Annotated in this window: 19 protein-coding genes and 3 tRNA genes; 18 read left to right on the forward strand and 4 right to left on the reverse strand. The window is 71.9% G+C overall.

What is annotated here, in order from left to right:
* The first annotated feature begins 33 nt into the window (after positions 1 to 33).
* Positions 34 to 106 (forward strand) — tRNA-Ala (locus tag IE237_RS11740).
* A 22-nt stretch (positions 107 to 128) separates the two neighbouring features.
* Here the strand turns inward: IE237_RS11740 and IE237_RS11745 are convergent.
* Positions 129 to 1,028, reverse strand: coding sequence for a helix-turn-helix transcriptional regulator (locus tag IE237_RS11745; RefSeq protein WP_189801850.1), 900 nt, complete (start codon positions 1,026 to 1,028; stop codon positions 129 to 131).
* 101 nt (positions 1,029 to 1,129) lie between these two features.
* Here IE237_RS11745 and IE237_RS11750 point away from each other — a divergent pair, with 101 nt between their 5' ends.
* On the forward strand, positions 1,130 to 2,563 hold the full coding sequence (locus IE237_RS11750) for an MFS transporter (protein ID WP_189801851.1): 1,434 nt from the start codon (positions 1,130 to 1,132) through the stop codon (positions 2,561 to 2,563).
* 137 nt (positions 2,564 to 2,700) lie between these two features.
* Complete coding sequence (locus IE237_RS11755; protein WP_015033559.1) at positions 2,701 to 2,934, forward strand: hypothetical protein; 234 nt, start codon at positions 2,701 to 2,703, stop codon at positions 2,932 to 2,934.
* On the opposite strand, the gene IE237_RS11760 is transcribed toward IE237_RS11755, so the two are convergent.
* A complete protein-coding gene (locus IE237_RS11760) occupies positions 2,913 to 4,154 on the reverse strand; it encodes a glycosyltransferase 87 family protein (RefSeq protein ID WP_189801852.1) in 1,242 nt (413 codons plus the stop codon). The two genes, IE237_RS11755 and IE237_RS11760, sit on opposite strands and share 22 nt — an antisense overlap.
* Positions 4,155 to 4,277: 123 nt before the next feature.
* Between IE237_RS11760 and IE237_RS11765 the strand changes: the two genes are divergently transcribed.
* The 11 genes from IE237_RS11765 to IE237_RS11815 all read left to right on the forward strand — a co-directional run bounded on the left by IE237_RS11765 (position 4,278) and on the right by IE237_RS11815 (position 17,172).
* Positions 4,278 to 4,350 (forward strand) — tRNA-Ala (locus IE237_RS11765).
* A 72-nt stretch (positions 4,351 to 4,422) separates the two neighbouring features.
* Positions 4,423 to 4,495 (forward strand) — tRNA-Ala (locus tag IE237_RS11770).
* Between the two features lie 298 nt (positions 4,496 to 4,793).
* Positions 4,794 to 7,667 carry a leucine--tRNA ligase gene (leuS, locus tag IE237_RS11775; protein ID WP_189801853.1) on the forward strand — a complete coding sequence of 958 codons (2,874 nt, stop codon included), beginning with the start codon at positions 4,794 to 4,796 and terminating at the stop codon, positions 7,665 to 7,667.
* Between the two features lie 143 nt (positions 7,668 to 7,810).
* Positions 7,811 to 8,572, forward strand: a complete 762-nt coding sequence (locus tag IE237_RS11780) for a hypothetical protein (RefSeq protein WP_189801854.1) — start codon at positions 7,811 to 7,813, stop codon at positions 8,570 to 8,572.
* A gap of 172 nt (positions 8,573 to 8,744) precedes the next feature.
* Positions 8,745 to 9,590, forward strand: coding sequence for a DegV family protein (locus IE237_RS11785; protein ID WP_189801855.1), 846 nt, complete (start codon positions 8,745 to 8,747; stop codon positions 9,588 to 9,590).
* Between the two features lie 154 nt (positions 9,591 to 9,744).
* Positions 9,745 to 10,782, forward strand: coding sequence for a ComEA family DNA-binding protein (locus tag IE237_RS11790; protein WP_189801856.1), 1,038 nt, complete (start codon positions 9,745 to 9,747; stop codon positions 10,780 to 10,782).
* Positions 10,779 to 13,358 carry a ComEC/Rec2 family competence protein gene (locus IE237_RS11795; RefSeq protein WP_189801857.1) on the forward strand — a complete coding sequence of 860 codons (2,580 nt, stop codon included), beginning with the start codon at positions 10,779 to 10,781 and terminating at the stop codon, positions 13,356 to 13,358. Before IE237_RS11790 ends, IE237_RS11795 begins: the two co-directional genes overlap by 4 nt.
* 78 nt (positions 13,359 to 13,436) lie before the next feature.
* Entirely contained in the window at positions 13,437 to 14,057 is a 621-nt protein-coding gene (locus IE237_RS11800) for a winged helix-turn-helix domain-containing protein (RefSeq protein WP_189801858.1), read from the forward strand.
* Between the two features lie 5 nt (positions 14,058 to 14,062).
* Positions 14,063 to 15,325, forward strand: a complete 1,263-nt coding sequence (locus tag IE237_RS11805) for an MFS transporter (protein ID WP_229842594.1) — start codon at positions 14,063 to 14,065, stop codon at positions 15,323 to 15,325.
* 45 nt (positions 15,326 to 15,370) lie between these two features.
* Positions 15,371 to 16,180, forward strand: a complete 810-nt coding sequence (locus IE237_RS11810; RefSeq protein WP_189801860.1) for an arylamine N-acetyltransferase family protein — start codon at positions 15,371 to 15,373, stop codon at positions 16,178 to 16,180.
* Positions 16,181 to 16,278: 98 nt separating this feature from the next.
* On the forward strand, positions 16,279 to 17,172 hold the full coding sequence (locus IE237_RS11815) for a YceI family protein (protein WP_189801861.1): 894 nt from the start codon (positions 16,279 to 16,281) through the stop codon (positions 17,170 to 17,172).
* A gap of 55 nt (positions 17,173 to 17,227) precedes the next feature.
* On the opposite strand, the gene IE237_RS11820 is transcribed toward IE237_RS11815, so the two are convergent.
* A complete protein-coding gene (locus IE237_RS11820) occupies positions 17,228 to 17,470 on the reverse strand; it encodes a hypothetical protein (protein WP_189801862.1) in 243 nt (80 codons plus the stop codon).
* Positions 17,471 to 17,532: 62 nt separating this feature from the next.
* Between IE237_RS11820 and holA the strand changes: the two genes are divergently transcribed.
* A complete protein-coding gene (gene holA, locus IE237_RS11825) occupies positions 17,533 to 18,522 on the forward strand; it encodes a DNA polymerase III subunit delta (RefSeq protein WP_189801863.1) in 990 nt (329 codons plus the stop codon).
* A 928-nt stretch (positions 18,523 to 19,450) separates the two neighbouring features.
* Here the strand turns inward: holA and rpsT are convergent.
* Positions 19,451 to 19,717, reverse strand: coding sequence for a 30S ribosomal protein S20 (rpsT, locus tag IE237_RS11830; protein ID WP_188270270.1), 267 nt, complete (start codon positions 19,715 to 19,717; stop codon positions 19,451 to 19,453).
* A gap of 184 nt (positions 19,718 to 19,901) precedes the next feature.
* On the opposite strand from rpsT, the gene lepA reads away from it, so the two are divergent.
* The 3 genes from lepA to hemW all read left to right on the forward strand — a co-directional run bounded on the left by lepA (position 19,902) and on the right by hemW (position 25,135).
* Positions 19,902 to 21,767: a translation elongation factor 4 gene (gene lepA / locus IE237_RS11835; protein ID WP_189801864.1), complete on the forward strand. Its 1,866-nt coding sequence runs from the start codon at positions 19,902 to 19,904 to the stop codon at positions 21,765 to 21,767.
* Positions 21,768 to 21,964: 197 nt separating this feature from the next.
* The gene (locus tag IE237_RS11840) at positions 21,965 to 23,842 is read left to right on the forward strand and encodes an AMP-dependent synthetase/ligase (RefSeq protein WP_189801865.1); all 1,878 of its coding nucleotides are present in this window, start codon (positions 21,965 to 21,967) and stop codon (positions 23,840 to 23,842) included.
* Between the two features lie 60 nt (positions 23,843 to 23,902).
* Positions 23,903 to 25,135 carry a radical SAM family heme chaperone HemW gene (hemW, locus tag IE237_RS11845; RefSeq protein ID WP_370468172.1) on the forward strand — a complete coding sequence of 411 codons (1,233 nt, stop codon included), beginning with the start codon at positions 23,903 to 23,905 and terminating at the stop codon, positions 25,133 to 25,135.
* Positions 25,136 to 25,283: the final 148 nt, after the last annotated feature.

Below are 25,283 nucleotides of genomic sequence, written 5' to 3' on the forward strand. Positions count from 1 at the left end.
TCTTGTTCGCAGCGCGGAGCGCGAAGAACACGAGGGGCTATAGCTCAGTTGGTAGAGCGCCTGCATGGCATGCAGGAGGTCAGGAGTTCAATTCTCCTTAGCTCCACAGTCACCGGATCCCGTCCTCATCAGAGGGCGGGATTCGTCGTTCCGTCCCCCTTCGCCTCCGCCCGGCGCAGGATCTCGATCCCCTCCCGGCTCTCCTCGTCGGTCGGCGTGTACGTCACGATCCGGCACTCCGGCATCCCGTTGACCGAGAGGGAGACCGAGGTCAGCCTGACCTCGCCCGCCAGCTCGTGCCGGAAGACCTTCACCCGCGTCCCCGGGGGGACCACGTCGCCGCTGCGCCAGAGCCGGGCGAACTCCGGGCTGGCCTCGGCGAGACGCCGTACGAACTCCTCCCACTCGGGCTCGCCCACGTGGCGGCCGTACGCGCCCCGCAGCTGGGCCACCATCAGCGGCAGCTCCCGCTTCCGGTCGACCACCGGGCACTTGGGCCCCGGGACGCTGAAGAGCGCCCAGAGCACGTTGCGTATGCCGAACGGCCCGGTGTCCAGGCCCGTTCCGTCCTGCATCAGGAGCCGCTCGTACAGGACGTTGGTCGCGAGCACGTCGTACCGCGCGTTGTAGAGGACCGCCGGGAGCGGGTCCAGGGCGTCGAGGATCCCCTGGATCTCCGGGCTGACCTCCGGGACGTACGCCCCGGACCGGTCAGGGGCGTACGGCACCTCGGCGAGGTGGTAGAGGTGCTCGCGCTCCGGCCGGTCGAGCCGGAGGGTACGGGCCACCGCGTCGAGGACCTGCGCGGAGGCGTTGATCGGACGGCCCTGCTCCAGCCAGGTGTACCAGGTGACGCCGACACCGGAGAGCTGCGCGACCTCCTCGCGGCGCAGCCCCGGTGTGCGTCTGCGGAGTCCCGGGGGCATGCCGACGTCCTCCGGGGTCACCCTGGCGCGGCGGCTGCGCAGGAACGCGGCCAGTTCCGGTCGGCGCCTTCGCTGTGTCGGTAGTGCTGCCACGATCGTCACGCCCCCATGGTCGAGTCCCCGTGCCGCCGCTGCCAGGTGGTGTCAGTACCAGGATCGGCGGGCTCTCGTTACCCGTATCGGATCGGGGTCACGCTCCTCGCATGACCTCGACCACAACACGTCCCGTACTCAGTAAAGACGGTGCCACCGACAACCGCTCCGGCCTGCTGCTCGGAGTGGTCCTCGCCGCCCAGTTCATGGCACTCCTCGACGTCTTCATCGTCAACGTCGCGGCCCCCACCATCCGGACCGAACTCTCCGCGTCCGGAGGCGCGCTCCAGCTCGTCATCGCCGGATACACCATCGCCTACGCGGTGTTGCTGATCACCGGAGCCCGCCTCGGCGACCTGCTCGGTCACCGCCGGGCGTACCTCGGCGGCCTCGTCCTGTTCACCGCGGCCTCCCTCGCCTGCGGACTCGCCGCGGGAACCGGCCAGTTGATCGCCTTCCGGCTGGTGCAGGGAGCGGGCTCCGCCCTGATGATCCCTCAGGTGCTGAGCCTCATCCAGCGCAACTTCGCGGGGGAGCGCCGGGTCCGGGCCCTCAGCGCCTACTCCGCGGTCCTGGCCACCGGCGCGGCCGCCGGCCAGGTCGTCGGCGGTGTCCTGGTCAGCGCCGACCTCTTCGGCACCGGCTGGCGGCCGGTCTTCCTGGTCAACGTCCCCATCGGGATCGCGCTGCTCGTCCTCGGCGCCCGGGTGCTGCCCCGTGACGCCCACGCCGGACCCACGCGTGCGCGTGCCCTCGACCTGCCCGGTCTGCTCCTGCTCGCCGCCGCCGTGTCCCTGCTGACCGTGCCCCTGGTCCTCGGCCAGGAGCAGGACTGGCCGCTGTGGTCCTGGCTCTCCCTGGGCGGATCGCTGGTGCTCGCCGCCGTCTTCGGCGCGTACGAGTCACGGCTCGCCCGGCGGGGCGGCGCGCCGCTGATCGCCCCGCGCGTGCTGCGCATCCCGGGGATGGGCCGGGCCGTCCTCTGGATCTCGGTGTCGATGGGCGTCAACGCCGGCTTCCTGTTCACCCTCACCCTTCACCTGCAGGGCGGGCTCGGTCACAGCGCCCTGCGCGCCGGACTCACCTTCGGCCCCGCCGCCGTGGTCTTCGGCACCGTCGGCCTCACCTGGCGGCGCTGGCCGGCCCGGCTGCACCGCGCACTGGTCCCGGCCGGATTCCTGCTCGGGGGCGCGGCGCTCCTCGCCGTCGGGGGGCTGCTCGGGGACGGCGGCACCGGCGGGTGGGGGCTCTACCCGGCCCTGGGGGCGGTCGGTGCGGGCATCTCACTGGCCTTCAGCCCGGCCCTGACCGGGGCGCTGGCGACCGTACGGCCCGAGGACGCCGCCGACGCCAGCGGGCTGCTCGCCACCGTCACACAGCTCGGCCAGCTCGTCGGCGTCGCCGCGTTCGGCACCGTCTTCCTCGGCCGGTACGCGGGATCCGGAGCTCAGAACTCCGCCGACGCGCTGTGGGTGACCGTCCTGGCCCTGGCCGCCGCCTCCCTCGTGGGCGCCGTGGCGGGGCTGCCGCGACGATCACGCTGACCCCCTTGCGGGGCCATGGCAGAATCGGACGGCCGGAGGGGGACGAGGATCCGGACGGGAGGGTGACCCAAGTGCTCGGCGACAACGGCAGGGTGTCCTATGGGTGCACGGCCTGCGGCCACAGCTGGAGCTGATTCATGGGTGCACACAGGCGGAAGTGCGACTGGTGCGGCAGCGGCACGCCCATCGTGCGCGACATGGACCCCGTCAACCCGGGGTTCCAGTACTGGTGCGAGGAGTGCGCGCGGGCGCTGATCATAAAAGGCGACCCCATCGAGACCTACCGTGAGCTGGAGGGGGAGCCGATCTACGGCCGGCTCCTCGACGAGCACTGCACCCTCAAGCGGTTCTACTCCTTCGCCACGGCCTGACGTCCTTCGCCGCGGTCCGACGCCCGCAGGGTCAGCGCGTACCCGACGAACAGGGCCGTCGCCGTCAGCGGATAGATCGCCGACAGCAGCATCTGCCCCGCGTTCTGGTCGAGTTCGGGGCGGCCCGGGTCGTGCGGGACCCACCACAGCGCGAACGAGGCGAAGGCCAGCGCCACCGCCCCCGTCACCGGCCACACGCGCGTGGCGCGGTCCGCGAGCAGGATCAGCAGAGGCACGCACCAGACCCAGTGGTGGGACCAGGAGATCGGGCTGATCATCAGCGCCGTGAACGCGCAGACGACCACGGCCACCGCCTTGTCGCCGCGCACCGCCGCCCGTACCGCGAGGATCATCGCCGCGCCGCCGAGGACGGCCGCGGCCACCGCCCACCACATGCCCGGATCGTCCGTGTGCATCAGCCGGGCCAGGACCCCGCGGATCGACTGGTTGGCGGTCTCCTCCGCGAAACCGACCCGGCCTGTCTCGAACAGGGTCTCCGTCCAGAACCGCTTCGAGTCCGCGGGCAGGGCGACCGCCACGGCCAGCGTCGTCCCGAGGAACACCCCGGTCGCGGTCAGCGCCGTGCGCAGCCACTGGTTCATGCCGCGGTCCCGGCGCCACAGCAGCAGACCCGCCGCGAGCAGCAGGACCACGAAGAGCCCCGGTGTGAGTTTCACCGCGGTCGCCAGACCGATGCCCAGGCCGGCCCACCGGCTGCCCTCGCGCCGGGTGAGGTCCCAGAGCACCGCGACCGCTATGAGCAGGTTGATCTGGCCGTACCGCAGGGTCGTCCACACCGGCTCGCACCAGACCACCACGGCGGCGACCCACAGGGTCGTGCGCCACAGGTCCGTACGGGACAGTGAGGGGCGGACCAGCTGGAGCGACAGCTGCACCAGGGCGACGACCAGGAGCAGGTTCCCCGCCGTGGTGAGGGTCCGCATCAGCGGGACGCCCACCAGGGTCAGCGGGACGAACAGCAGGGCCGCGAAGGGCGGGTAGGTCATGCCGAGGTTCGCCGAGGTCGCGCGCATCGCGTACAGGTCGCCGCCCGCCCTGACCGTCTCGCCCTCGGCCCGGTAGACCATCACGTCGAGCATGTTCACGTGGGCGAGGCGTTGCGCCACCCAGAAGGCCGCGAACGAGAGCAGGCAGACCGCCGCGGCGGTGGCCAGGGGCCACGGCCGGGCGCGGGTTTTGGAGAGCACGGAGACGGACACAGTCGGCGACCCTACCCGGGGCTCCGGACGAGCCCGAGAAACCGATTTGGCGATCTGCCGGGCGGGCCGTTACTGTTCTGTCCGTCGCCGCGAGCGAGTAAAGAAGCCGGGACGACGACTCAAGGGGCTATAGCTCAGTTGGTAGAGCGCCTGCATGGCATGCAGGAGGTCAGGAGTTCAATTCTCCTTAGCTCCACAGAACGGAAGTGAGCCATCCGGACCGGATGGCTCGCGCCGCTTCTGCGGAAATCTGAACATTCCCGCGCGCGGGGCTATAGCTCAGTTGGTAGAGCGCCTGCATGGCATGCAGGAGGTCAGGAGTTCAATTCTCCTTAGCTCCACAGATGAGAAGGCGGGTCACCCGGATCGGGTGGCCCGCCTTCTTCGTTCCCCGGTCCTCCGCGCCCCCCTCGCAGCCCCTCCGCTCCGTGGAACGCCGGTGCGGCCCGCTCGGGCCCTGCGGTACCCTGGCGCCATGCGTGCCGTACGCCTCCTGCTTACCGAGCCGCGCTGACCAGTCCCGACGGATGACAGACATCCCGTCGGAGTCGGCGCGGCATCCCCTCCTGTGCGAGGGGATTTTTCATTTCGGGCAGTTCGTGGCAGTGGGCAGAGACGATCGATGGAGCATCAAGGACCATGACCGAGATCACGACGGCCGCCGAGACGGCGGCCCCTCATCGCTACACGGCAGCCATGGCCGCCGACATCGAGGCACGCTGGCAGGACTTCTGGGACGCCGAGGGAACCTACGAGGCGCCGAACCCCACCGGTGACCTGGCGGGCGATCCCGCGGTCGCGGCCCTGCCCAAGAAGTTCATCATGGACATGTTCCCGTACCCCTCGGGTGCGGGCCTGCACGTCGGCCACCCGCTGGGCTACATCGCCACGGACGTCTTCGCCCGCCACGCGCGCATGACCGGCCACAACGTGCTGCACACCCTGGGCTTCGACGCCTTCGGCCTGCCGGCCGAGCAGTACGCCGTGCAGACGGGCACGCACCCGCGCGTGTCCACCGAGGCCAACATGGAGAACATGAAGGTCCAGCTGCGCCGGCTGGGCCTGGGGCACGACAAGCGCCGGTCCTTCGCCACGATCGACCCGGACTACTACAAGTGGACCCAGTGGATCTTCCTGCAGATCTTCAACTCCTGGTACGACGGCGAGGCCGAGAAGGCCCGGCCGATCGCCGAGCTGATCGAGCAGTTCGAGAACGGCACGCGTGAGGTCCCCGGCACGCGCGCGTGGAGCGAGCTGAGCGCCGCCGAGCGCTCCGACGTCCTGGGCGAGTACCGCCTGGCGTACGCCTCCGACGCGCCCGTCAACTGGTGCCCCGGCCTGGGCACCGTCCTGGCCAACGAGGAAGTCACCGCCGACGGCCGCTCCGAGCGCGGAAACTTCCCCGTCTTCAAGGCCAAGCTGCGCCAGTGGAACATGCGGATCACCGCCTACGCGGACCGCCTGCTGGACGACCTGGACGCGCTGGACTGGCCCGAGGCCATCAAGCTGCAGCAGCGGAACTGGATCGGCCGCTCCGAGGGCGCCCGCGTCGACTTCCAGGTCGGCGACACCGGAGCCATCACCGTCTTCACCACCCGCCAGGACACCCTGTTCGGCGCCACCTACATGGTCCTGGCGCCCGAGCACGACCTGGTCGAGAAGATCGTCCCGGCCGCCTGGCCCGAGGGCACCCACGAGGTGTGGACCGGCGGGCACGCCACCCCCTCCGAGGCCGTCGACGCCTACCGCAAGCAGGCCGCCTCCAAGTCCGACGTCGAGCGCCAGGCCGAGGCCAAGGACAAGACCGGCGTCTTCACCGGCGCGTACGCGACCAACCCGGTCAGCGGTCAGCAGGTCCCGGTCTTCATCGCCGACTACGTCCTGATGGGCTACGGCACCGGCGCGATCATGGCCGTCCCGGCGCACGACAGCCGCGACTTCGCCTTCGCGCGCGCCTTCGAGCTGCCGATGCGCTGCGTCGTGGAGCCCAGCGACGACCGCGGCACCGACCCGTCCACCTGGGACGACGCCTTCTCCTCGTACGAGGCGAAGCTGGTGAACTCGGCCGGCGACGAGATCTCCCTGGACGGCCTGGGCGTCGTCGACGCCAAGGCGAAGATCACCGCCTGGCTGGCCGACCGCGGCATCGGCGAGGGCACCGTCAACTTCCGTCTGCGCGACTGGCTGTTCAGCCGCCAGCGGTACTGGGGCGAGCCCTTCCCGATCGTCTACGACGAGGACGGCGTCGCCCACTCGCTGCCCGAGTCGATGCTGCCCCTGGAGCTGCCGGAGGTCGAGGACTACTCGCCGCGCACCTTCGACCCCGACGACGCGGACACCCAGCCCGAGACCCCGCTGTCCCGCAACGAGGACTGGGTCAACGTCACCCTGGACCTGGGCGACGGCTCCGGCCCGCGCCGCTACCGGCGCGAGACCAACACCATGCCCAACTGGGCCGGCTCCTGCTGGTACGAGCTGCGCTACCTGGACCCGCACAACTCCGAGAAGCTGGTCGACCCCGCCGTCGAGCAGTACTGGATGGGCCCCCGCGAGGGCATGCCGACCGGCGGCGTCGACCTGTACGTCGGCGGCGCCGAGCACGCCGTGCTGCACCTGCTGTACGCGCGCTTCTGGTCCAAGATGCTGTTCGACCTGGGGCACATCTCCTCGGCCGAGCCGTTCCACAAGCTGTACAACCAGGGCATGATCCAGGCCTTCGTCTACCGGGACGCGCGCGGCATCGCCGTGCCGGCGGCCGAGGTCGAGGAGCGGGACGGCGGCTTCTGGTACCAGGGCGAGAAGGTCAGCCGCGTCCTGGGCAAGATGGGCAAGTCCCTGAAGAACGCCGTCACGCCGGACGAGATCTGCTCCGAGTACGGCGCCGACACCCTGCGCCTGTACGAGATGGCGATGGGCCCGCTGGACGTGTCCCGCCCCTGGGACACGCGCGCGGTGGTCGGCCAGTACCGGCTGCTGCAGCGGCTGTGGCGCAACATCGTCGACGAGGCGACCGGTGAGGTCACGGTCGTCGACACCGCGCCCGACGAGGACACGCTGCGCGCCCTGCACAAGGCGATCGACGGTGTCTCCCAGGACATGGCGGCGATGCGCTTCAACACCGCCATCGCCAAGATCACCGAGCTGAACAACCACCTGACCAAGTCCGGTGGCGCGATCTCCCGGTCGGTCGCCGAGCAGCTGGTGCTGCTGGTCGCCCCGCTGGCCCCGCACATCTCCGAGGAGCTGTGGCGCAAGCTGGGCCACACCGCGTCGGTCGTCCACCAGGACTTCCCGGTCGCCGACCCGGCCTACGTGGTCGACGAGACCGTGACCTGCGTCGTGCAGATCAAGGGCAAGGTCAAGGCCCGCCTGGAGGTCTCCCCGTCGATCACGGACGCGGAGCTGGAGACGCTGGCGCTGGCCGACCCGCACGTGGTCGCGGCGCTGGGCGACGCACAGATCCGCAAGGTGATCGTGCGCGCGCCGAAGCTGGTCAACATCGTCGCCGGCTGACGAGACGCCTCTCCGGCCGACGGAGCATAGGGGTTTCCCCTACGGGCAGGTTGGGGGTTCCGATGGAACCTCTGGCCTGCCCGTTCCGTTTACCGTGGAAGAACCACAGCCGTGGGGATTCGACGGACGCCGGAGGGGCGCACATGGAAGCCACGATTATCACGATCATGGCGCTGCTCTTCTTGTCCTTCGTGGCGCTCGGGGTGTTCGTCACCGTGAAGGTCGCGAAGGCAGCCAAGCGAGGGGTCGACCGCACCCTCGACCAGGCCCGTCGCACGGTGGAGGACACCACGCTGCGGGCCAAGAGCCTCGGCCAGACCGGGGCCGCCGGCGAGCTGGCCCGGCTGCGTCTCTCGCTGCGCACCTCGATGCGCGCCACGCAGGAGGCGCTGCAGGCGGGCGTCGGCGAGGACGCCTCGCTGAAGGAGTCGCTCGACCTGTTCCACCGGCTCAGCGCCCACGGGCTCGAACTGGACGCGGACCTGAAGCGCCTGGAGCGGGAGCCCGACCGGGCGTGGGTCGCCGGCCAGCTGCCCGACCTCGCCGCGCGGACCGAGCGGATCACGGGCTCGGCCGACGCGCTGCGCCGCGCCGCCCGGGACCGGGCACTGAAGTTCGCCGAGGACGACCTGTCGACGCTCAGCGAGCAGATCGACGTCGAGGCGGGTGCCCTGCGCCACTGGACGGGACCGGAGGCCACGCCGGGGACGGCACGGGCGGCCGGTACCGGAGCGGGGGCCGGGGCGCAGGACGCGGCGACGGCCGACGGATGGGGACAGCCCGCCGGGCCCGCGGGCCAGGCCGGTCCGCGAGCCGCCGGAGAGCAGCCCGCGATCACGGCGCCCGATCCCCGGCGGACCGCCTACCCCTGGGAGAAGTCGGCCCGCCCGGAGACCACCACCTGACGAACGGCCGTCGGCGAAGCCCCGGCGGGGTACGGAGGCGGCCTTCGGCGGCCCCGGCGGGGTATGGAATCGGCGTTCGGTGGAGTCCTGACGGGTGCGGACGCGACCCCGGCGGGTGTCCGGTGGGGGGCCGGGCTGCCGCGCTCCGGCGTCGGCGGGTAACCTCCCGCTCATGTCCCGGCATGTCGCGATCGTCACCGATTCCACGGCCTATCTGCCACGCCAGACGAGGGAGCGGCACGCGATCACCACGGTCCCGCTGACCGTCGTCATCGGCGACCGCGCCCTTGAGGAGGGCAACGAGATCTCGGCGAAGGCCCTTGCCGAGGCCTTGCAGAAGCGCCGTTCCGTCACGACCTCGCGGCCGAGCCCCGAGGTCTTCGCCGAGGCCTACCGCCAGGCCGCCGAGGCGGGAGCGCAAGGCGTCGTCTCGCTCCATCTCTCCGCCGAGGTCTCCGGGACCTACGACGCCGCCGTGCTCGCGGCCAAGGACGCCCCCCTGCCCGTACGGGTCGTGGACACCCGCATGGTCGGCATGGCGCTGGGCTTCTGCGCCCTCGCGGCGGCGGAGGTCGCGGAGGCCGGCGGTTCCCTCGACGAGGCGGTCGCGGCGGCCGAGAAGCGAGCCTCGGAAACCTCCGCCTACTTCTACGTCGACACCCTGGACTATCTGCGCAGGGGCGGGCGCATCGGGGCCGCGCAGGCACTGCTCGGCTCAGCCCTCGCGGTGAAGCCGCTCCTCGAGCTGGACGGCGGGCGGATCGAACTGCGGGAGAAGGTGCGGACGGCCTCCAAGGCCATCGCGCGCCTGGAGGAGATCGCCGTGGAGCGGGCCGGCTCCGGCTCCGTCGACATCGCCGTGCACCACCTCTCCGCACCGGAGCGAGCCGCCGCGCTCGCGGACCGGCTCCGAGAGCGTGTACCGGGGATCGAAGAACTCCAGGTCAGCGAGGTGGGCGCGGTCATCGGCGCGCATACGGGCCCGGGTCTACTCGCGGTCGTCGTCTCGCCGCGCTGAGGCCGGCCCGGCCCTCGGTCCGGGTCTCGGCCGGGGTCTGGGGTTCTCTCGGCTGTCCCTCACAAGGGTGAGGGCGTTTTCCACAGCGGAGCGTCTGTCCACGGAAGGCGGTTGAGCTCCGCACGGGCTGCCCGTGATCTCTACCGTCACGGACATGACTCTTCGTACACGTATCGCATCGACTGCCCCCAGGACCTCGGGCCGGGCGGGTGCTCCGACGAGCGGGCCCGGACGGGCTCGCGGCTCGGACGGGCGCACTCGTCCCGGAGGGCGGGGCTCGCCCGCCGGGCGGGCCCGGGGGCGTGCCCGGGTCGGCCGGGTTCCCCTCGTGCCGGGGGGTGCCGTGCGGCGCCGGGGGGACGCCTTGTTCCCGGCGGCGACGCCGCCGGTGCCGCTCGTCGGAGCACCTGCCGCGCCGGAGGTCCGGGAGGAGCCGGAGGCGCCGGAGCGCGGCTCCCCGCCGGGCGTACGGGAGCGGCTGACCGCGGTCCTCCGTGACCGGACCCCGGTGTGGGTGCAGGCCAGGTGCGGGCTCGAGCCGAGGGCGCTGGCCGCACTGACGGTGGTCCTGCTCGTGGCCGCGGGCCTCGCCGGCGCGTACTTCTGGACCGGGCGGCCGGAGTCGGTGCGCGCTCCCGAACTCGTCCGCGCCGCCGCGCCCATGGCGGCCGTGCCCGCGCAGAGTTCCGGTTCTGGAGCGGCCACGGGGGAGGCCGCGGGGTCGGGAGCAGGGAAGGCGCCGGGGGCCGGGGCTTCCGGAGCGCGGGTCGTCGTCGACATCGGGGGCAAGGTGCGCAGGCCCGGGGTGCTGACCCTGCCGGCCGGCTCGCGTGTGGCGGATGCTCTCCGGGCGGCCGGTGGGGCGGAGCCCGGAGCCGATCTCACCGGGGTCAACCGGGCCCGGGTCCTCTTCGACGGCGAGCAGGTCCTGGTCGGTCTGCCCGGGACGCCGGCGGGCGGTTCCGGCCCGGGCGGTGGTGCCGGGGGCGGTGCACCGGGGGTGCCGCTCAGCCTCAACACGGCGACGGTGGAGCAGCTCGACGGCCTCCCGGGTGTGGGGCCGGTGCTCGCCCAGCACATCGTCGACCACCGTACGGAGCACGGCGGCTTCCGGGCGGTCGGGGAACTGCGGGAGGTCGACGGCATCGGTGAGCGACGGTTCGCCGATCTCGAGCCGCTGGTCCGGCCGTGAAGCACGACGAGGGGCGAGGTGAGCGCCGAGACGAGAGCCGAGGGAAGCGCCGAGCCGAGGGGAGCGTCGAGGGGTACGGCGGTGGTGGGCCGGCGTGGCGGGAGGGGCCGGTCGATCTTCGGCTCGTCCCCCTCGCGGCGGCGGCCTGGGCGGCGGCTGCCTGGGCCGTGGGCGCCACCGGGTGGTGGACGGTGGCCGGTGTCGCTGTCTGCCTGCTGGGGGCCATGGGCCTGCTGCTGCGGGGCCCGGCCCGGCGGCGCGGTGGTTCGCGTGACGGCCCTGGAGTCGCCGTGCAGGGGGCCACGCCCGGGCGGCGGTTACGGGCGACCGCCTGGGCCGGGGTGCTGCTCTGCGCGGCGGCCGGGGCCACGTCGGCGGGGCTGCACGCCGCCGACCTTCGGAGAGGGCCCGTGCCCGAACTGGCGCGGGAGTACGCGCGGGCGTGGCTGGAGGTGGCGGTGACCTCCGATCCACGGCTCACCCGGCCCAAGGTCAGGGGCAACGCGATGGCGCCGGTCTCGATCGTTCTGGACGGCGAGGTGACCCGGGTCGAGCGGTCGGACGGCTCGGTCCACCGGACCCGGGCGCCGGTTCTGCTGATCGTTCCGGCGGGGGAGGGGAAGGCCGAGTGGCTGCGGCTCCTGCCCACCACCCGGCTGCGGGTCGGTGCCCGGCTCGCGCCGCCGCTGCGGCCCGGCGAGCCCTTCGCGGCGGTGCTGAAGGTCGACGGGGCCGGGCCACCGCGGATCGTCGGCCGGCCGAGCGTGCTGCAACGGACGGCGGGGGACCTGCGCGCCGGTCTGCGGACGGCGACCGAGAGGCTCGATCCGGACGCGCGGGCTCTGCTGCCGGGACTGGTCGTCGGGGACACCTCCCGGATCGGTCCCGAGCTGCGGGACGCGTTCGAGGCGACCGACCTCACTCATCTGCTGGCGGTGTCGGGAAGCAACCTCACGATCGTGCTGCTTCTGCTCATCGGGCGGCCCGGACGGGCGCACCAGGTGGAGCGGGGTGGGCTCGCGCCACGGATCGGGATGTCGCTGCGGGTCACGGCGCTGGCCGGGGGAGGGCTGACGCTCGCCTTCGTGATCGTCTGCCGGCCCGATCCGAGCGTGCTGCGGGCTGCGGCCTGTGGGCTGGTCGCCCTGCTCGCGATCGGGACCGGGCGCCGGAGATCGCTGATCCCCGCGCTGGCGGCCGTCGTCCTCGTCCTGGTGCTCTACGACCCCTGGCTCGCGCGGAGTTACGGCTTCCTGCTCTCGGTCCTGGCGACCGGGGCGCTGCTGACGATCGCGCCGCGGTGGAGCGAGGGGCTGCGGCGGCGCCGGGTGCCCGGCCGGTTGGCGGAGGCGCTGGGCGCGGCCCTGGCGGCGCAGGGGGTGTGCGCGCCGGTCGTGGTGGTGTTCGCCGCCCGGGTGAGTCTGGTCGCCGTCCCGGCGAACCTCTTGGCCGAGCTCGCGGTGGCGCCGGCGACGGTGTGCGGGTTCGGCACGCTCGCCCTGGCGGCGGTCTGGATGCCGGCAGCGGAGGGCCTCGCGTGGGTGGCGGGATGGCCGGCCGGGTGGCTCGCGTGGGTGGCCCGTACGGGCGCCGCACTGCCGGGTGCCGAGCTGGCCTGGCCCGGCGGGTGGTGGGGCGGTCTCGCTCTGGCGCTCCTCACGGCCTTGGTGGTCCTCGGGGCGCGCAGACTGCCGTACCGGGGAGTGGTCGGGGCGATCGTCGCCGGGCTGCTGCTGATCGCGGTGGTGCGGCCGGCGCCGCTGGCCCGGTGGGTCACGGGGTGGCCGCCGCCGGGCTGGGTGTTCGCGATGTGCCAGGTGGGGCAGGGGGACGCGACGGTGCTGGCGGCGGGCGGGGACTCCGCCGTCGTGGTGGACGCGGGCCCCGACCCCGTACCGGTGGACCGCTGTCTGCGCGAACTCGGGGTGAGGCGCGTGCCGTTGCTGGTGCTGACCCACTTCCACGCCGATCATGTGGCGGGACTTCCCGGCGTGTTGCGGGGGAGGGCGGTGGGGGCGATCCAGACCACGGGGCTCGAAGAGCCGCCCGCCCAGGCGGCGTTCGTGCGGCGGACGGCGGCGGCCGCGGGGGTGCCGCTGATCCGGGCGGGGCCGGGTGAGCGGCGCCGGATCGGGGCACTGGAGTGGCGGGTGCTCTGGCCGTGGTCCGGTGCCGGGGAGGCTGCGGTCTCCGAGGCGTCCTCCGACGGGCCCAACGACGCCAGTGTCACGTTGCTCGTCCGGACCGCCGGCGGACTGAGCCTGCTGCTCCTCGGGGACCTGGAGCCGCCGGCCCAGCGGGCGCTGGCGAGGGTTCATACGGATCTGGGGCCGGTGGACGTGCTCAAGGTCGCCCATCACGGTTCCGCGCACCAGGACCCGGGCCTGATGCGGGTGGTGCGGCCGAGGCTCGCGCTGGTGTCGGCGGGGCGCGACAACCCGTACGGGCATCCCTCGCCCCGGACGCTGGAGACGCTGCGGGCGGGAGGCGCGAGGGTGCTGCGGACCGATCGGGACGGGGCCGTCGCGGTGGTGGGGGCGGGGCGCGGGCTCCTGGCCGTACCGGGAGGGGGGTGAGGGCTTCAGGGGTGCTTGTAAAGAAACCCTTGTAAAGAAGTCCTTGTAAAGGAGTCTTTCTAAAGATACCTTTTCATCATGCCGGAGATCAGCGAACCGCAGTCCGGGGATCAGCAGCCCCGCAGCATCCGACTCACCGACCCGCGGGCCCTGCGGGCCTATGCCCATCCGCTGCGGATGTCCCTGGTGGGGCTGCTGCGGAGCAGCGGGCCCTTCACCGCCACCCGGGCCGCCGAGCTGACCGGCGAGTCCGTGGCCAGCTGCTCCTACCACCTGCGGATACTCGCCAAGTACGGCCTGGTGGAGGAGGCGCCCGGCGGGCGCGGGCGGGAGAAGCCCTGGCGGGCCACGGCCCGGTACACGGAGTGGCCGGAGTACAGCGAGGACGCGTCGATCGCCGAGGCGGCCGACGCGCTGAGCGCCGCCGTCGCCGAGCGCTACTTCGAGCGGGTCACCAAGGCCATGGAGAACCGGCACCGGCTGCCGAGGGAGTGGCGGGAGGCCGAGCAGTTCGGCGACTCCCTGCTCCACCTCACCCCCGAGGAGCTGGCCGGCCTCGGAGAGCGGATCGACGAGCTGCTCCGCCCCTACGAGGAGCGGGCCTCCGACCCGTCCCTCAGGCCCGAGGGCGCACGGCCCGTCAGCATCCTGCGGATCGCCTACCTGGACCAGGACATCCCCGACAGCGAAGAGGAGTGACCCGGATGGCCCTTCTGGAACGAGTACCGGCTCTGCTGCGCGAGCGGACCTTCCGCCGCTACTGGACCGGGCAGACCATCTCTCTCGCCGGGGACCAGATCTCGCTCATCGCGATCCCGCTCGCGGCCGTTCTGGTGCTCGGCGCCGACGCCACGGCGATGGGCCTGCTCAAGACCGCCGAACTCCTGCCCGCCCTCCTGCTCAACCTGCCGCTCGGTGCCTGGGCCGACCGGCAGGCCAGCCGCAGGCGCGCCATGATCGCGGCCGACATCGGGAGGGCGGCGCTGGTGCTGACCCTTCCCGTCGCCTACGCGCTGGACGCGCTGACGCTCGCCCAGCTGTACGCGGTGGCCTTCGGGATCGGTGCGCTCACGGTGCTCTTCGAGGTCTGCAACGTCACGCTGTTCGTGGCACTGGTCCCCACCGAGCGGTACGTCCAGGCGAACGCGCTGGTCAACGGCAGCCGTTCGATGGCGTGGCTCGCGGGACCCGGTGTCGGGGGTCTGCTGGTGCAGTTCCTCACCGCGCCCTTCGCGCTCGTCGCGGACGCCGTCACCTACCTCGTGTCGGCCGGTTACCTGGCCCGGATCAAGCCGGTGGAACCCGCGCCGGCACCCGTGGTCAAGGGGCACTTCACGGAGGGGCTGCGCTGGGTGGTCCGGGAGCGGTCGATGCGCGCGCTCTTCGCCGCGTCCGGGACGGTCCAGTTCTTCAACCTCATGTTCCACACGCTCTTCGTGCTCTACGCGACCACCGAACTCGGCATCGGCGCGGGCCTGCTCGGTCTCGTGCTGGCGGCCGGAGCCGTGGGCGGTCTCCTCGGGGCGGCGTGGAGCGGGGCGGTCGTCCGGCGGATCGGGATCGGCGGTTCGCTGGTCGCCGGATTCCTCGGCTTCACGCTGCCGCTGATACTCGTACCCCTGGCCGACGGGCCGCTGCCGCTGCTGGTGGGTGTGCTCTTCGTCGCGGAGTTCCTCTCCTGCGTCGGGGTGATGATCGTGGACATCGCCGCGGGATCGTTCCAGATGGCGGCGATACCCGACGCGGTGCGGGCGAGGGTGATGGGCGCGTACCGCACGCTCAACCACGGGTTCCGTCCGCTCGGGGCGCTGGCCGGTGGTCTGCTCGGCACCGCCATCGGGCTGCGCCCCACGCTGTGGATCGCCACCGTCGGAGCCGCCCTCGCCGTGCTCTGGCTGCTGCCCTCGCCGCTGCCGAGGATGCGGGAACTGCCCTTGAAGGAAGGGGAGTCGGTGCCCGTCGGATAGAAAAGTGGGGAGAGATGTGGATCAGTGGGAAGGCAGACTGCCGCCATGACCACACACGAACCTGCCACCATCGACGCCTACCTGCGCCGCATCGGCGCGGAGAGGCCCGGGCGCGCGGACGCCGCCGCGCTGCGCGAGCTGCATCTGCGCCACCTGCGCACGGTGCCCTTCGAGAACCTCTCCATCCATCTCGGTGAGCCCGTCGTCCTGGACGAGAAGGCGCTCCTCGACAAGGTGGTCGGCGCCCGCAGGGGAGGGTTCTGCTACGAGGTCAACACGGCCTTCGCCGTGCTGCTGCGGGAGCTCGGGTACCGGGTCGAGCTGCTCCAGGGGCGGGTCATCGGACCGGACGGCAAGCCGGGCATCCCGTACGACCACATGGCGCTGCTCGTGGAGACGGCGGACGGGGAGCGGTGGCTGGCCGACGTAGGTTTCGGCGACCACAGTCACCACCCGCTGGTCTTCGAGGCGCGCGACGACCAGCAGGACCCGGGCGGGGTCTTCCGGATCGTGGAGACCGCGGACGGCGATCTGGACGTGCTGCGGGACGGGAAGCCGCAGTACCGGCTGGAGCTGAGGCCTCGGGAGCTCGTCGATTTCACGGCGGGTGCCTGGTACCACCAGACCTCGCCCGAATCGCACTTCCCGCGGTCGCTCATCTGCTCCCGGCTCACCGAGGAGGGCCGGATCACGCTCAGTGCCCCGAAGCTGATCACGCGCGTCGGCGGGGAGCGCGAGGAGCGGATTCTCGACGGTGAGGACGAGGTGAGGGACGCGTACCGGGAGCTGTTCGGCATCGAGCTCGACGTGCTGCCGGTCGTGCGAAGCGGAAACCCCAATTCGGACCCTCGGTAACACTTGCCGCGACTCGCCCCGTTTGCCTCGAACGCCCCAACGGTGATCGAATGCGACTTCGTTGCACAATGAACGAGTCGCACGGGGGTGCGTGAAGAATGTTCGATCGTCTCTTCGGGAAGCGAGCGCCGGGAGCCGGGCGCGGCGGTCCGCTCGCCGGGCTCGCCGTCCCGTCCTCGGCGGGCGTGCTCAGTTGCCGGGTGCTCGACCCCGTGCACGAACCCGTCCGGCAGGCCGAGTTCGTCGTCAGCGACGCGGTGGGCCGCAAGGTCCTGGGAGGCGAGACCGATCCGTACGGCACGGTCCTCGCGACCGTGCCGGCGGGGGAGTACCGGGTCGCCGTCACCTCCGAGGGCTACACGCCGTACCACGGCAGCGCCGTCGTCGCCGAGGGCGAGCACCGGGGCCTCGGAGACGTCCTGCTGCAGGTCGCGCCCCAGCCCGAGCTCCCGGAGCCCGGCGACTGGGAGATCGACCCCCTGCACTCGCAGATCGGCTTCACGGCGCGCCACATCGGCCTCGCCCGGATCCACGGGCGGTTCAACAGCTTCGCGGGCGCGGTGCGGATCGCCGAGCGCATGGAGCACTCCGCGATGCACGTCGTCATCGACGCGGCCTCCATCGACACCGGGGTGCAGATGCGCGACGACCATCTGCGCTCCGGCGACTTCCTCGATGTCGGCGCCTACCCGACGCTGGAGTTCTTCAGCGAGCGCTTCGTCCACCGCGGCGGCAGCCGCTGGGCCGTCACCGGGGCGCTCACCCTCCACGGGGTGAGCCGCACCGTGACCCTCGACACCCAGTACCTGGGCCTCGGGAACGGCCTGGAGGGCGAGACCCGGGGCGCCTGCCGGGCCACCACCGAGCTGCACCGGGAGGACTTCACCCTCACCTGGCAGACGCTGCTCGCGCGGGGGATCGCGGCTGTGGGGTCCAGCATCAGCATCGATCTCGACATCCAGATCGTTCCCAAAGCGGGCGGGCGGTCCTGAGGCCGGTTCCCGAGGACCTTCCGTCCTCGGCTGGTTCCCAGCCGCATCCTGAGGCCTAGGGGGCTTCCAGCCAGCCTTCGTACTCGGCGGCCAGCGCGTCCAGTTCCTTCGGGTCGAGGCGGGCGTCGGGGTCCTCGACGACCACCAGCCACTGCGCGTCCTCGGCGTCGTCCTCGCCCGCCAGGGCATCCCGCACCAGCTGCGGTTCCTCGGCCAGGCCGAAACGGTCGGGGAGCTCTCCGGCGACCTCCTCGGCGGCGTCGCGGTCGGGGAGTACCAGTACGTGTCGTTCGCTCACCCCGCCATTCTCGTCCCCTGCCCGGGCGTCGGTGTCAGTGGCCCGTGGGATGCTGGATCGCGATGGCCACCAGAAAGACTTCCCCCGACGACCTCCTCGGTCCCGTGACGCTCGCCGTGGGGCAGGAGGACCTGCTCCTCGACCGAGCCGTCCAGGAGGTGGTGGCGGCCGCCCGGGCCGCCGACGCCGACACGGACGTACGCGACCTGACCCCCGACCAGCTCCAGCCCGGGGCGCTGGCGGAGCTCACCAGCCCCTCGCTCTTCGCCGAGCGCAAGGTGCTGGTCGTGCGGAACGCGCAGGACCTCTCCGCCGACACGATCAAGGACGTCAAGGCGTACCTCGACGACCCGATCGAGGACATCTCGCTCGTCCTGCTCCACGCCGGCGGCGCCAAGGGCAAGGGGCTGCTCGACGCGGCGCGCAAGGCGGGGGCCCGGGAGGTCGCCTGCCCGAAGACGACGAAGCCGGCGGAGCGGCTGACGTTCGTGCGGCAGGAGTTCCGGACGCTGGGGCGGTCGGCCACGCCCGAGGCCTGCCAGGCGCTCGTGGACTCCATCGGCAGCGATCTGCGGGAGCTCGCGTCCGCGGTCTCCCAGCTCACGTCCGACGTGGACGGGACGATCGACGAGGCCGTCGTCGGGCGGTACTACACGGGCCGCGCCGAGGCCTCATCCTTCAACGTCGCCGACCGCGCCGTCGAGGGGCGGGCCGCCGAGGCCCTGGAGGCCCTGCGCTGGTCGCTCTCGACCGGGGTCGCGCCCGTGCTCATCACCAGCGCGCTGGCCCAGGGCGTACGGGCGATCGGCAAGCTGTCCTCGGCTCGGGGCGGCCGGCCGGCCGACCTCGCGCGGGAGCTGGGCATGCCGCCCTGGAAGATCGACCGCGTGCGCCAGCAGATGCGGGGCTGGACCCCGGACGGGGTGTCCCTGGCCCTGCGGGCGATCGCCGAGGCGGACGCGGGGGTGAAGGGCGGGGGCGACGACCCGGAGTACGCCCTGGAGAAGGCGGTGGTCGCGGTGGCGCGGGCGGCGAGGATGCGGCGGGCGTAGTCGGCGGGGCCGGTCGGGCGTGGGCCTGGCCGGAGGGCCTGGTCGGAGGGCCGTGCGGGTTGCCGTGCGGCGCGGGTGGGTCGTGGCTGGTGGTTCGAGCGGTGGATCCCCCACCCCACCCCTTCCCGAAACCCTGCCGGGGGCTGGTGGGGGCTGAGGCGTGCTCCTCCCCGGGGGCGGGCTCCACCCCCGGACCCCCACAGCGACCCGGCGGCTTCGTACCGGGCCGTTTCCTGGCGGAGGCCGGCACCCCCGGGCCCCTGCAGCGGCCCGGCCGTTTCGTGCCGGTCGTTCGGGGTGGGCCGTTTCCTGACGGAGGTCAGCACCCCCGAGCCTCCACAGCGACCCGGCGACTTCGTGCCGGTGGTTCGGGGCGGGCCGTTCCCTGGCAGAGGCGGGCGCTTCCGCGCCCCTGCGGCGGTCCGGCAGCTTCGCGCCGGGGTCGGCACCCCGCAGCATGGCGGCAGCTCCGCGTCGGTCCACCCGGGCGGGCTGTGGGTGGGGGTCGCAATATGCCCCCGCAGCGCGGCGGCAGCCTCCCGCCCGCCCGGGCTGTGCGTGGGGGCGTACTTTGCCCCCGTAGTCGGGCGCTTCCGTCGCCCTCGCTCGGCCGCGGTCGGGGTCGTACTTTGCCCCCGCAGTCGGGCGGCAGCCTCGTGGCGGGGTGTTCGGGGAGGTCTTGGCTTCGTCGCCGTCGGCCCGTGGCAGTTGCGCGACGGTCGGTTCGGGGGGCCGGGGCCTCGGGCTTCGTCGCGTGGATGCGGCGAAGGCCCCGCTGCCCCCTGGGGAAGGGGGTGGCGGGGCCTTCGGCGTTGGAGATGGTGGGCTCACGCCCGCGTGGCGAACGCGTCCGTGCGTGAGTCCGGGTGGCCGGGCGGGAGCGGGAGAGAGGGCCCGCTGGGTCCCGTACGGCCGATCACATCAGAGCTCAGCCCTGGAGGGAGGCAACCTTGGTGGCCAGCGCCGACTTCTTGTTGGCGGCGGCGTTCTTGTGGATGACACCCTTCGAGACAGCCTTGTCGAGCTGACGCGAGGCGGCGCGAGTGGCAACGGTGGCCTTCTCGAGGTCGCCGGCGGCGACAGCCTCACGGGCCTTGCGGATCGCGGTCTTGAGCGAGGACTTGACGGCCTTGTTGCGCAGGCGCGCCTTCTCGTTCGTCTTGTTCCGCTTGATCTGGGACTTGATGTTCGCCACGAAAAGAGCCTTTACAGGTTCGATGTTCCTTCTGGATGCGCCCGCAGCTGAGAGGGCATGCGAGACACAGCTGTCCACAGTATCAGCCACCCTCGGGCCCGCCCAAACCGGGCGCAGGGCGGCGGGCATGGGACCATGGTGTCTACGTATCCGTTCTGAACATCGCCCGAGACGAGATCCCTGCGTGCCCGCGACTCCTACCAACGTGCCCGAGCCGAGCCGTACCGACCCGGCTCTGATCCGCAACTTCTGCATCATCGCGCACATCGACCACGGCAAGTCCACGCTTGCCGACCGGATGCTTCAGCTCACCGGTGTGGTCGACCAGCGGCAGATGCGTGCTCAGTACCTCGACCGGATGGACATCGAGCGGGAGCGCGGCATCACGATCAAGTCCCAGGCGGTCCGGCTGCCGTGGGCGCCGACCGAGGGGCCGGCTCAGGGCAGTACGCACATCCTGAACATGATCGACACTCCGGGGCACGTCGACTTCACCTATGAGGTCTCGCGGTCCCTCGCGGCGTGCGAGGGCACGATCCTGCTCGTCGACGCGGCCCAGGGCATCGAGGCGCAGACCCTCGCGAACCTGTACCTGGCGATGGAGAACGACCTCACGATCGTTCCCGTCCTCAACAAGATCGACCTGCCGGCCGCCCAGCCGGAGAAGTTCTCCGAGGAGCTCGCCAACCTCATCGGCTGCCAGCCGGAGGACGTCCTCAAGGTCTCCGCGAAGACCGGCATGGGTGTCGAGGCGCTGCTCGACCGCGTCGTGCGGGACGTCCCGGCCCCGGTCGGTGTCGCCGACGCCCCGGCCCGCGCGATGATCTTCGACTCCGTGTACGACTCGTACCGGGGCGTCGTGACGTACGTCCGTGTCGTCGACGGGCAGCTCAACAAGCGTGAGCGCATCCGGATGATGTCGACCGGCGCCACCCACGAGCTGCTGGAGATCGGCGTCTCGTCCCCCGAGATGACCTCCTCGGACGGTCTCGGCGTCGGCGAGGTCGGCTACATCATCACCGGTGTGAAGGACGTCCGGCAGTCCAAGGTCGGTGACACGATCACCTCCCTGCACCAGGGCGCCACCGAGCCGCTCGGCGGCTACAAGGACCCGAAGCCGATGGTCTTCTCGGGCCTCTACCCGCTGGACGGCTCGGAGTACCCGGACCTCCGCGAGGCCCTCGACAAGCTGCAGCTCAACGACGCCGCGCTGGTCTACGAGCCGGAGACCTCGGCCGCGCTCGGCTTCGGCTTCCGCGTCGGTTTCCTCGGTCTGCTCCACCTCGACGTGATCCGTGAGCGGCTGGAGCGCGAGTTCGGGCTCGACCTGATCGCCACCGCGCCGAACGTGGTCTACCGCGTGGTCATGGAGGACGGCAGCGAGCACACCGTCACCAACCCGAGCGAGTTCCCCGAGGGCAAGATCAGCGACGTGTACGAGCCCGTCGTGCGCGCCACGATCCTCGCCCCGAGCGAGTTCATCGGCGCGATCATGGAGCTCTGCCAGACCCGTCGCGGCACGCTGATCGGCATGGACTACCTCTCCGAGGACCGGGTCGAGATCCGCTACACCCTGCCCCTGGCCGAGATCGTCTTCGACTTCTTCGACCAGCTGAAGTCCAAGACCCGCGGTTACGCCTCCCTCGACTACGAGCCCACCGGCGAGCAGGCCTCCAGCCTGGTCAAGGTCGACATCCTGCTGCACGGCGACAAGGTGGACGCCTTCTCCGCCGTCACCCACAAGGACGCCGCGTACGCCTACGGTGTCCGGCTCGTCGCCAAGCTGCGCGAGCTCATCCCGCGGCAGGCCTTCGAGGTGCCGATCCAGGCCGCCATCGGCTCCCGGGTCATCGCCCGTGAGACCATCCGCGCCATCCGGAAGGACGTCCTCGCCAAGTGCTACGGCGGTGACATCTCCCGTAAGCGGAAGCTGCTGGAGAAGCAGAAGGAAGGCAAGAAGCGCATGAAGATGGTCGGCTCGGTGGAGGTGCCCCAGGAGGCCTTCATCGCCGTGCTGTCGAGCGACGAGTCCGCCGGCAAGAAGAAGTAGCACGACGGGCGGGAATAGCTGCCCTGTGCAACCAACGGGTCCACGTGCCGGGTGCGCGTGGGCCCGTTCGTTATGAAGCGAGGCCCTGCAAGGCCTTACGCGCCGGTCCTCGGCGCCTTACTCTGATCCCGGCTCGAAGGTTACTCGCCAGTTAGTTACGAACCACCAGAAGGCACCGCCGCCGCCCGGAGGACGTCGTGAGCGACACACAGACCCAGATCGAGAACCGCCCGCCCTCCGTGGCGTCGCTCTTCCTTGAGCGTGTCGGGCGGACCCCGGATGCGGAGGCCTACCGCTACCCGGTACCCGCCGCCTCCGGCACCGGACCGGACGACTGGAAGTCGCTCAGTTGGGGGCAGGCCGCCGAGCGGGTCTACGCGATCGCCGCCGGCCTCGTCGACCTGGGCGTGGCCTCCGAGGAGCGGGTCGCCCTCGCCTCCTCCACCCGGGTCGAGTGGATCCTCGCCGACCTCGGCGTGATGTGCGCCGGCGCCGCGACCACCACGATCTACCCGCAGACCAACGCCGAGGAGTCGGCGTTCATCCTCTCCGACTCCGAGTCGAAGGTCCTCATCGCCGAGGACGCGGCCCAGCTGGCCAAGGCCGTCGAGCGCCGTGCCGATCTGCCCCACCTCCGTCACGTGGTCGTCGTCGACGCCACCGGCGTGGAGAGCGACGGCGAGTTCGTCCTCTCCCTCGCCGAGCTGGAGGCGCGCGGCAAGGCGTACCTGGAGGAGCACCCCGAGGCGGTGAAGGAGCGGGTCGCCGCGATCACCTCCACGCAGCTCGCCACCCTCATCTACACCTCGGGCACCACCGGCCGCCCCAAGGGCGTCCGCCTCCCGCACGACAACTGGTCGTACATGGCCAAGGCCATCGCCGCGACCGGCCTCGTCACCCAGGAGGACGTCCAGTACCTCTGGCTGCCGCTCGCGCACGTCTTCGGCAAGGTCCTCACCTCGGGCCAGATCGAGGTCGGCCACGTCACCGCCGTCGACGGCCGCGTCGACAAGATCATCGAGAACCTGCCGGTGGTCCAGCCCACCTACATGGCGGCCGTGCCCCGCATCTTCGAGAAGGTCTACAACGGGGTCGCCGCCAAGGCCCGCGCCGGCGGCGGCGCCAAGTACAAGATCTTCCAGTGGGCGGCCGGCATCGCCCGCGAGTACGCCAAGGCCACCCAGGACAACTTCCGCCGCACCGGCACGGCCTCCGCGCCCTTCGGCCTCTCGGCGAAGCACAAGGTCGCCGACGCCCTCGTCTACGGCAAGATCCGCGAGGCCTTCGGCGGCAACCTGCGCGCCTGCATCTCCGGCTCGGCCGCCCTCGCCCCCGAGATCGGCTACTTCTTCGCCGGAGCCGGCATCCACATCCTGGAGGGGTACGGCCTCACGGAGTCCTCCGCCGCCTCCTTCGTCAACCCGGGCGAGGCCTACCGCACCGGCACCGTCGGCAAGCCGCTCCCCGGCACCGAGGTCCGGATCGCCGACGACGGCGAGATCCTGCTGCGCGGCCCCGGCATCATGGAGGGCTACCACGGCCTGCCGGAGAAGACCTCCGAGGTCCTGGAGTCCGACGGCTGGTTCCACACCGGCGACATCGGCGAGCTGTCCGCCGACGGCTACCTCCGGATCACCGACCGGAAGAAGGACCTGATCAAGACGTCCGGCGGCAAGTACATCGCGCCGGCCGAGGTCGAGGGCCAGTTCAAGGCCGTCTGCCCGTTCGTCTCGAACATCCTCGTCCACGGCGCCGACCGGAACTTCTGCACCGCGCTCATCGCCCTCGACGAGCCCTCCCTCCTCGGCTGGGCCGCCGAGCACGAGCTGGGCGGCAAGTCGTACGCCGAGGTCGTCGCCGACCCGCGGACCCAGAAGCTGATCCAGGGCTACGTCGACCGCCTCAACGAGGGCCTCCAGCGCTGGCAGACGATCAAGAAGTTCCGCCTGCTGCCGCGCGACCTCGACATCGAGCACGGCGAGCTCACCCCGTCCCTGAAGCTGAAGCGGCCGGTCGTCGAGCGGGAGTACAAGGACCTCATCGAGGAGATGTACGCGGGCTCGCGCGAGTCCTGATCAGGGGCGCGGAACCTTCCCTCGGGCAGTACGGGACCGCAGTACGGGACAATGGGGCTCATGCCTTCCGTACTGCCCGATGGTGAGACCGTTCCCGACGACGGGGCGCTGCCCCCGCGCGCCCTCGAAGGGGCCGGGGAGCGGCCGCTCGGGTTCTACCTGCACGTGCCGTACTGCGCGACGCGCTGCGGCTACTGCGACTTCAACACGTACACCGCGAGTGAGCTGCGCGGTACGGGCGGTGTGCTCGCCTCCCGCGACAACTACGCCGAGCAGGTCGTCGAGGAGATCCGGCTCGCCCGGAAGGTCCTCGGGGACGACCCGCGGCCCGTGCGGACCGTCTTCGTCGGCGGCGGCACGCCGACCCTGCTCGCCGCCGGCGACCTCGTGCGGATGCTGGGGGCGATCCGGGACGAGTTCGGGCTCGCCGACGACGCCGAGGTGACGACGGAGGCCAACCCGGACTCCGTCGGCCCGGCCTACCTCGCCGAGCTGCGGGAGGGCGGCTTCAACCGGATCTCCTTCGGGATGCAGAGCGCCAGGCAGCACGTCCTGAAGATCCTCGACCGGACCCATACCCCCGGGCGCCCCGAGGCGTGCGTCGGCGAGGCGCGGGCCGCCGGGTTCGAGCACGTCAACCTCGACCTCATCTACGGCACGCCCGGCGAGTCCGACGACGACTGGCGGGCCTCGCTGGAGGCGGCGATCGGCGCCGGGCCGGACCATGTGAGCGCCTATGCCCTGATCGTCGAGGAGGGGACGCAGCTGGCGCGGCGCATCCGGCGCGGCGAGGTCCCCATGACCGACGACGACGTGCACGCCGACCGCTACCTGATCGCGGACTCCGTCCTCGCCGAGGCGGGGTTCGACTGGTACGAGGTGTCCAACTGGGCCACCACCGAGGCCGGGCGCTGCCTCCACAACGAGCTGTACTGGCGCGGTGCGGACTGGTGGGGCGCGGGCCCCGGGGCGCACTCGCACGTGGGCGGCGTCCGGTGGTGGAACGTGAAGCATCCCGGCGCGTACGCCGCCGCGCTCGCCGCGGGGAAGTCGCCGGGGGCCGGGCGGGAGATCCTCGCGGAGGAGGACCGCCGGGTCGAGCGGATCCTCCTGGAGCTGCGGCTCCGCGAGGGCGTCGAGCTGTCGATCCTCAAGCCCGCGGGGCTCGCCGCCTCGCGCAGGGCGCTGGGGGACGGGCTGCTGGACCCCTCGTCGTACGAGGCGGGGCGTGCGGTCCTGACCCTGCGGGGCCGGCTGCTCGCGGACGCCGTGGTGCGGGACCTGGTCGACTGAGGCGATCCCCTCCGGACGCCTCGCGACGGCGCGGTACTCCGGTCCTCCGTGTCGCGCGTACAACCCCGGGGCACCCTCGCCGGTCATGAAGGTGTCACCACGGGGCGAGGGGCCGTTCCTCGCGCCGACATGATCTGTTCCGGGGGGA

The organism is Streptomyces tanashiensis (genome assembly GCF_014648895.1).
Classification (GTDB): domain Bacteria; phylum Actinomycetota; class Actinomycetes; order Streptomycetales; family Streptomycetaceae; genus Streptomyces; species Streptomyces tanashiensis.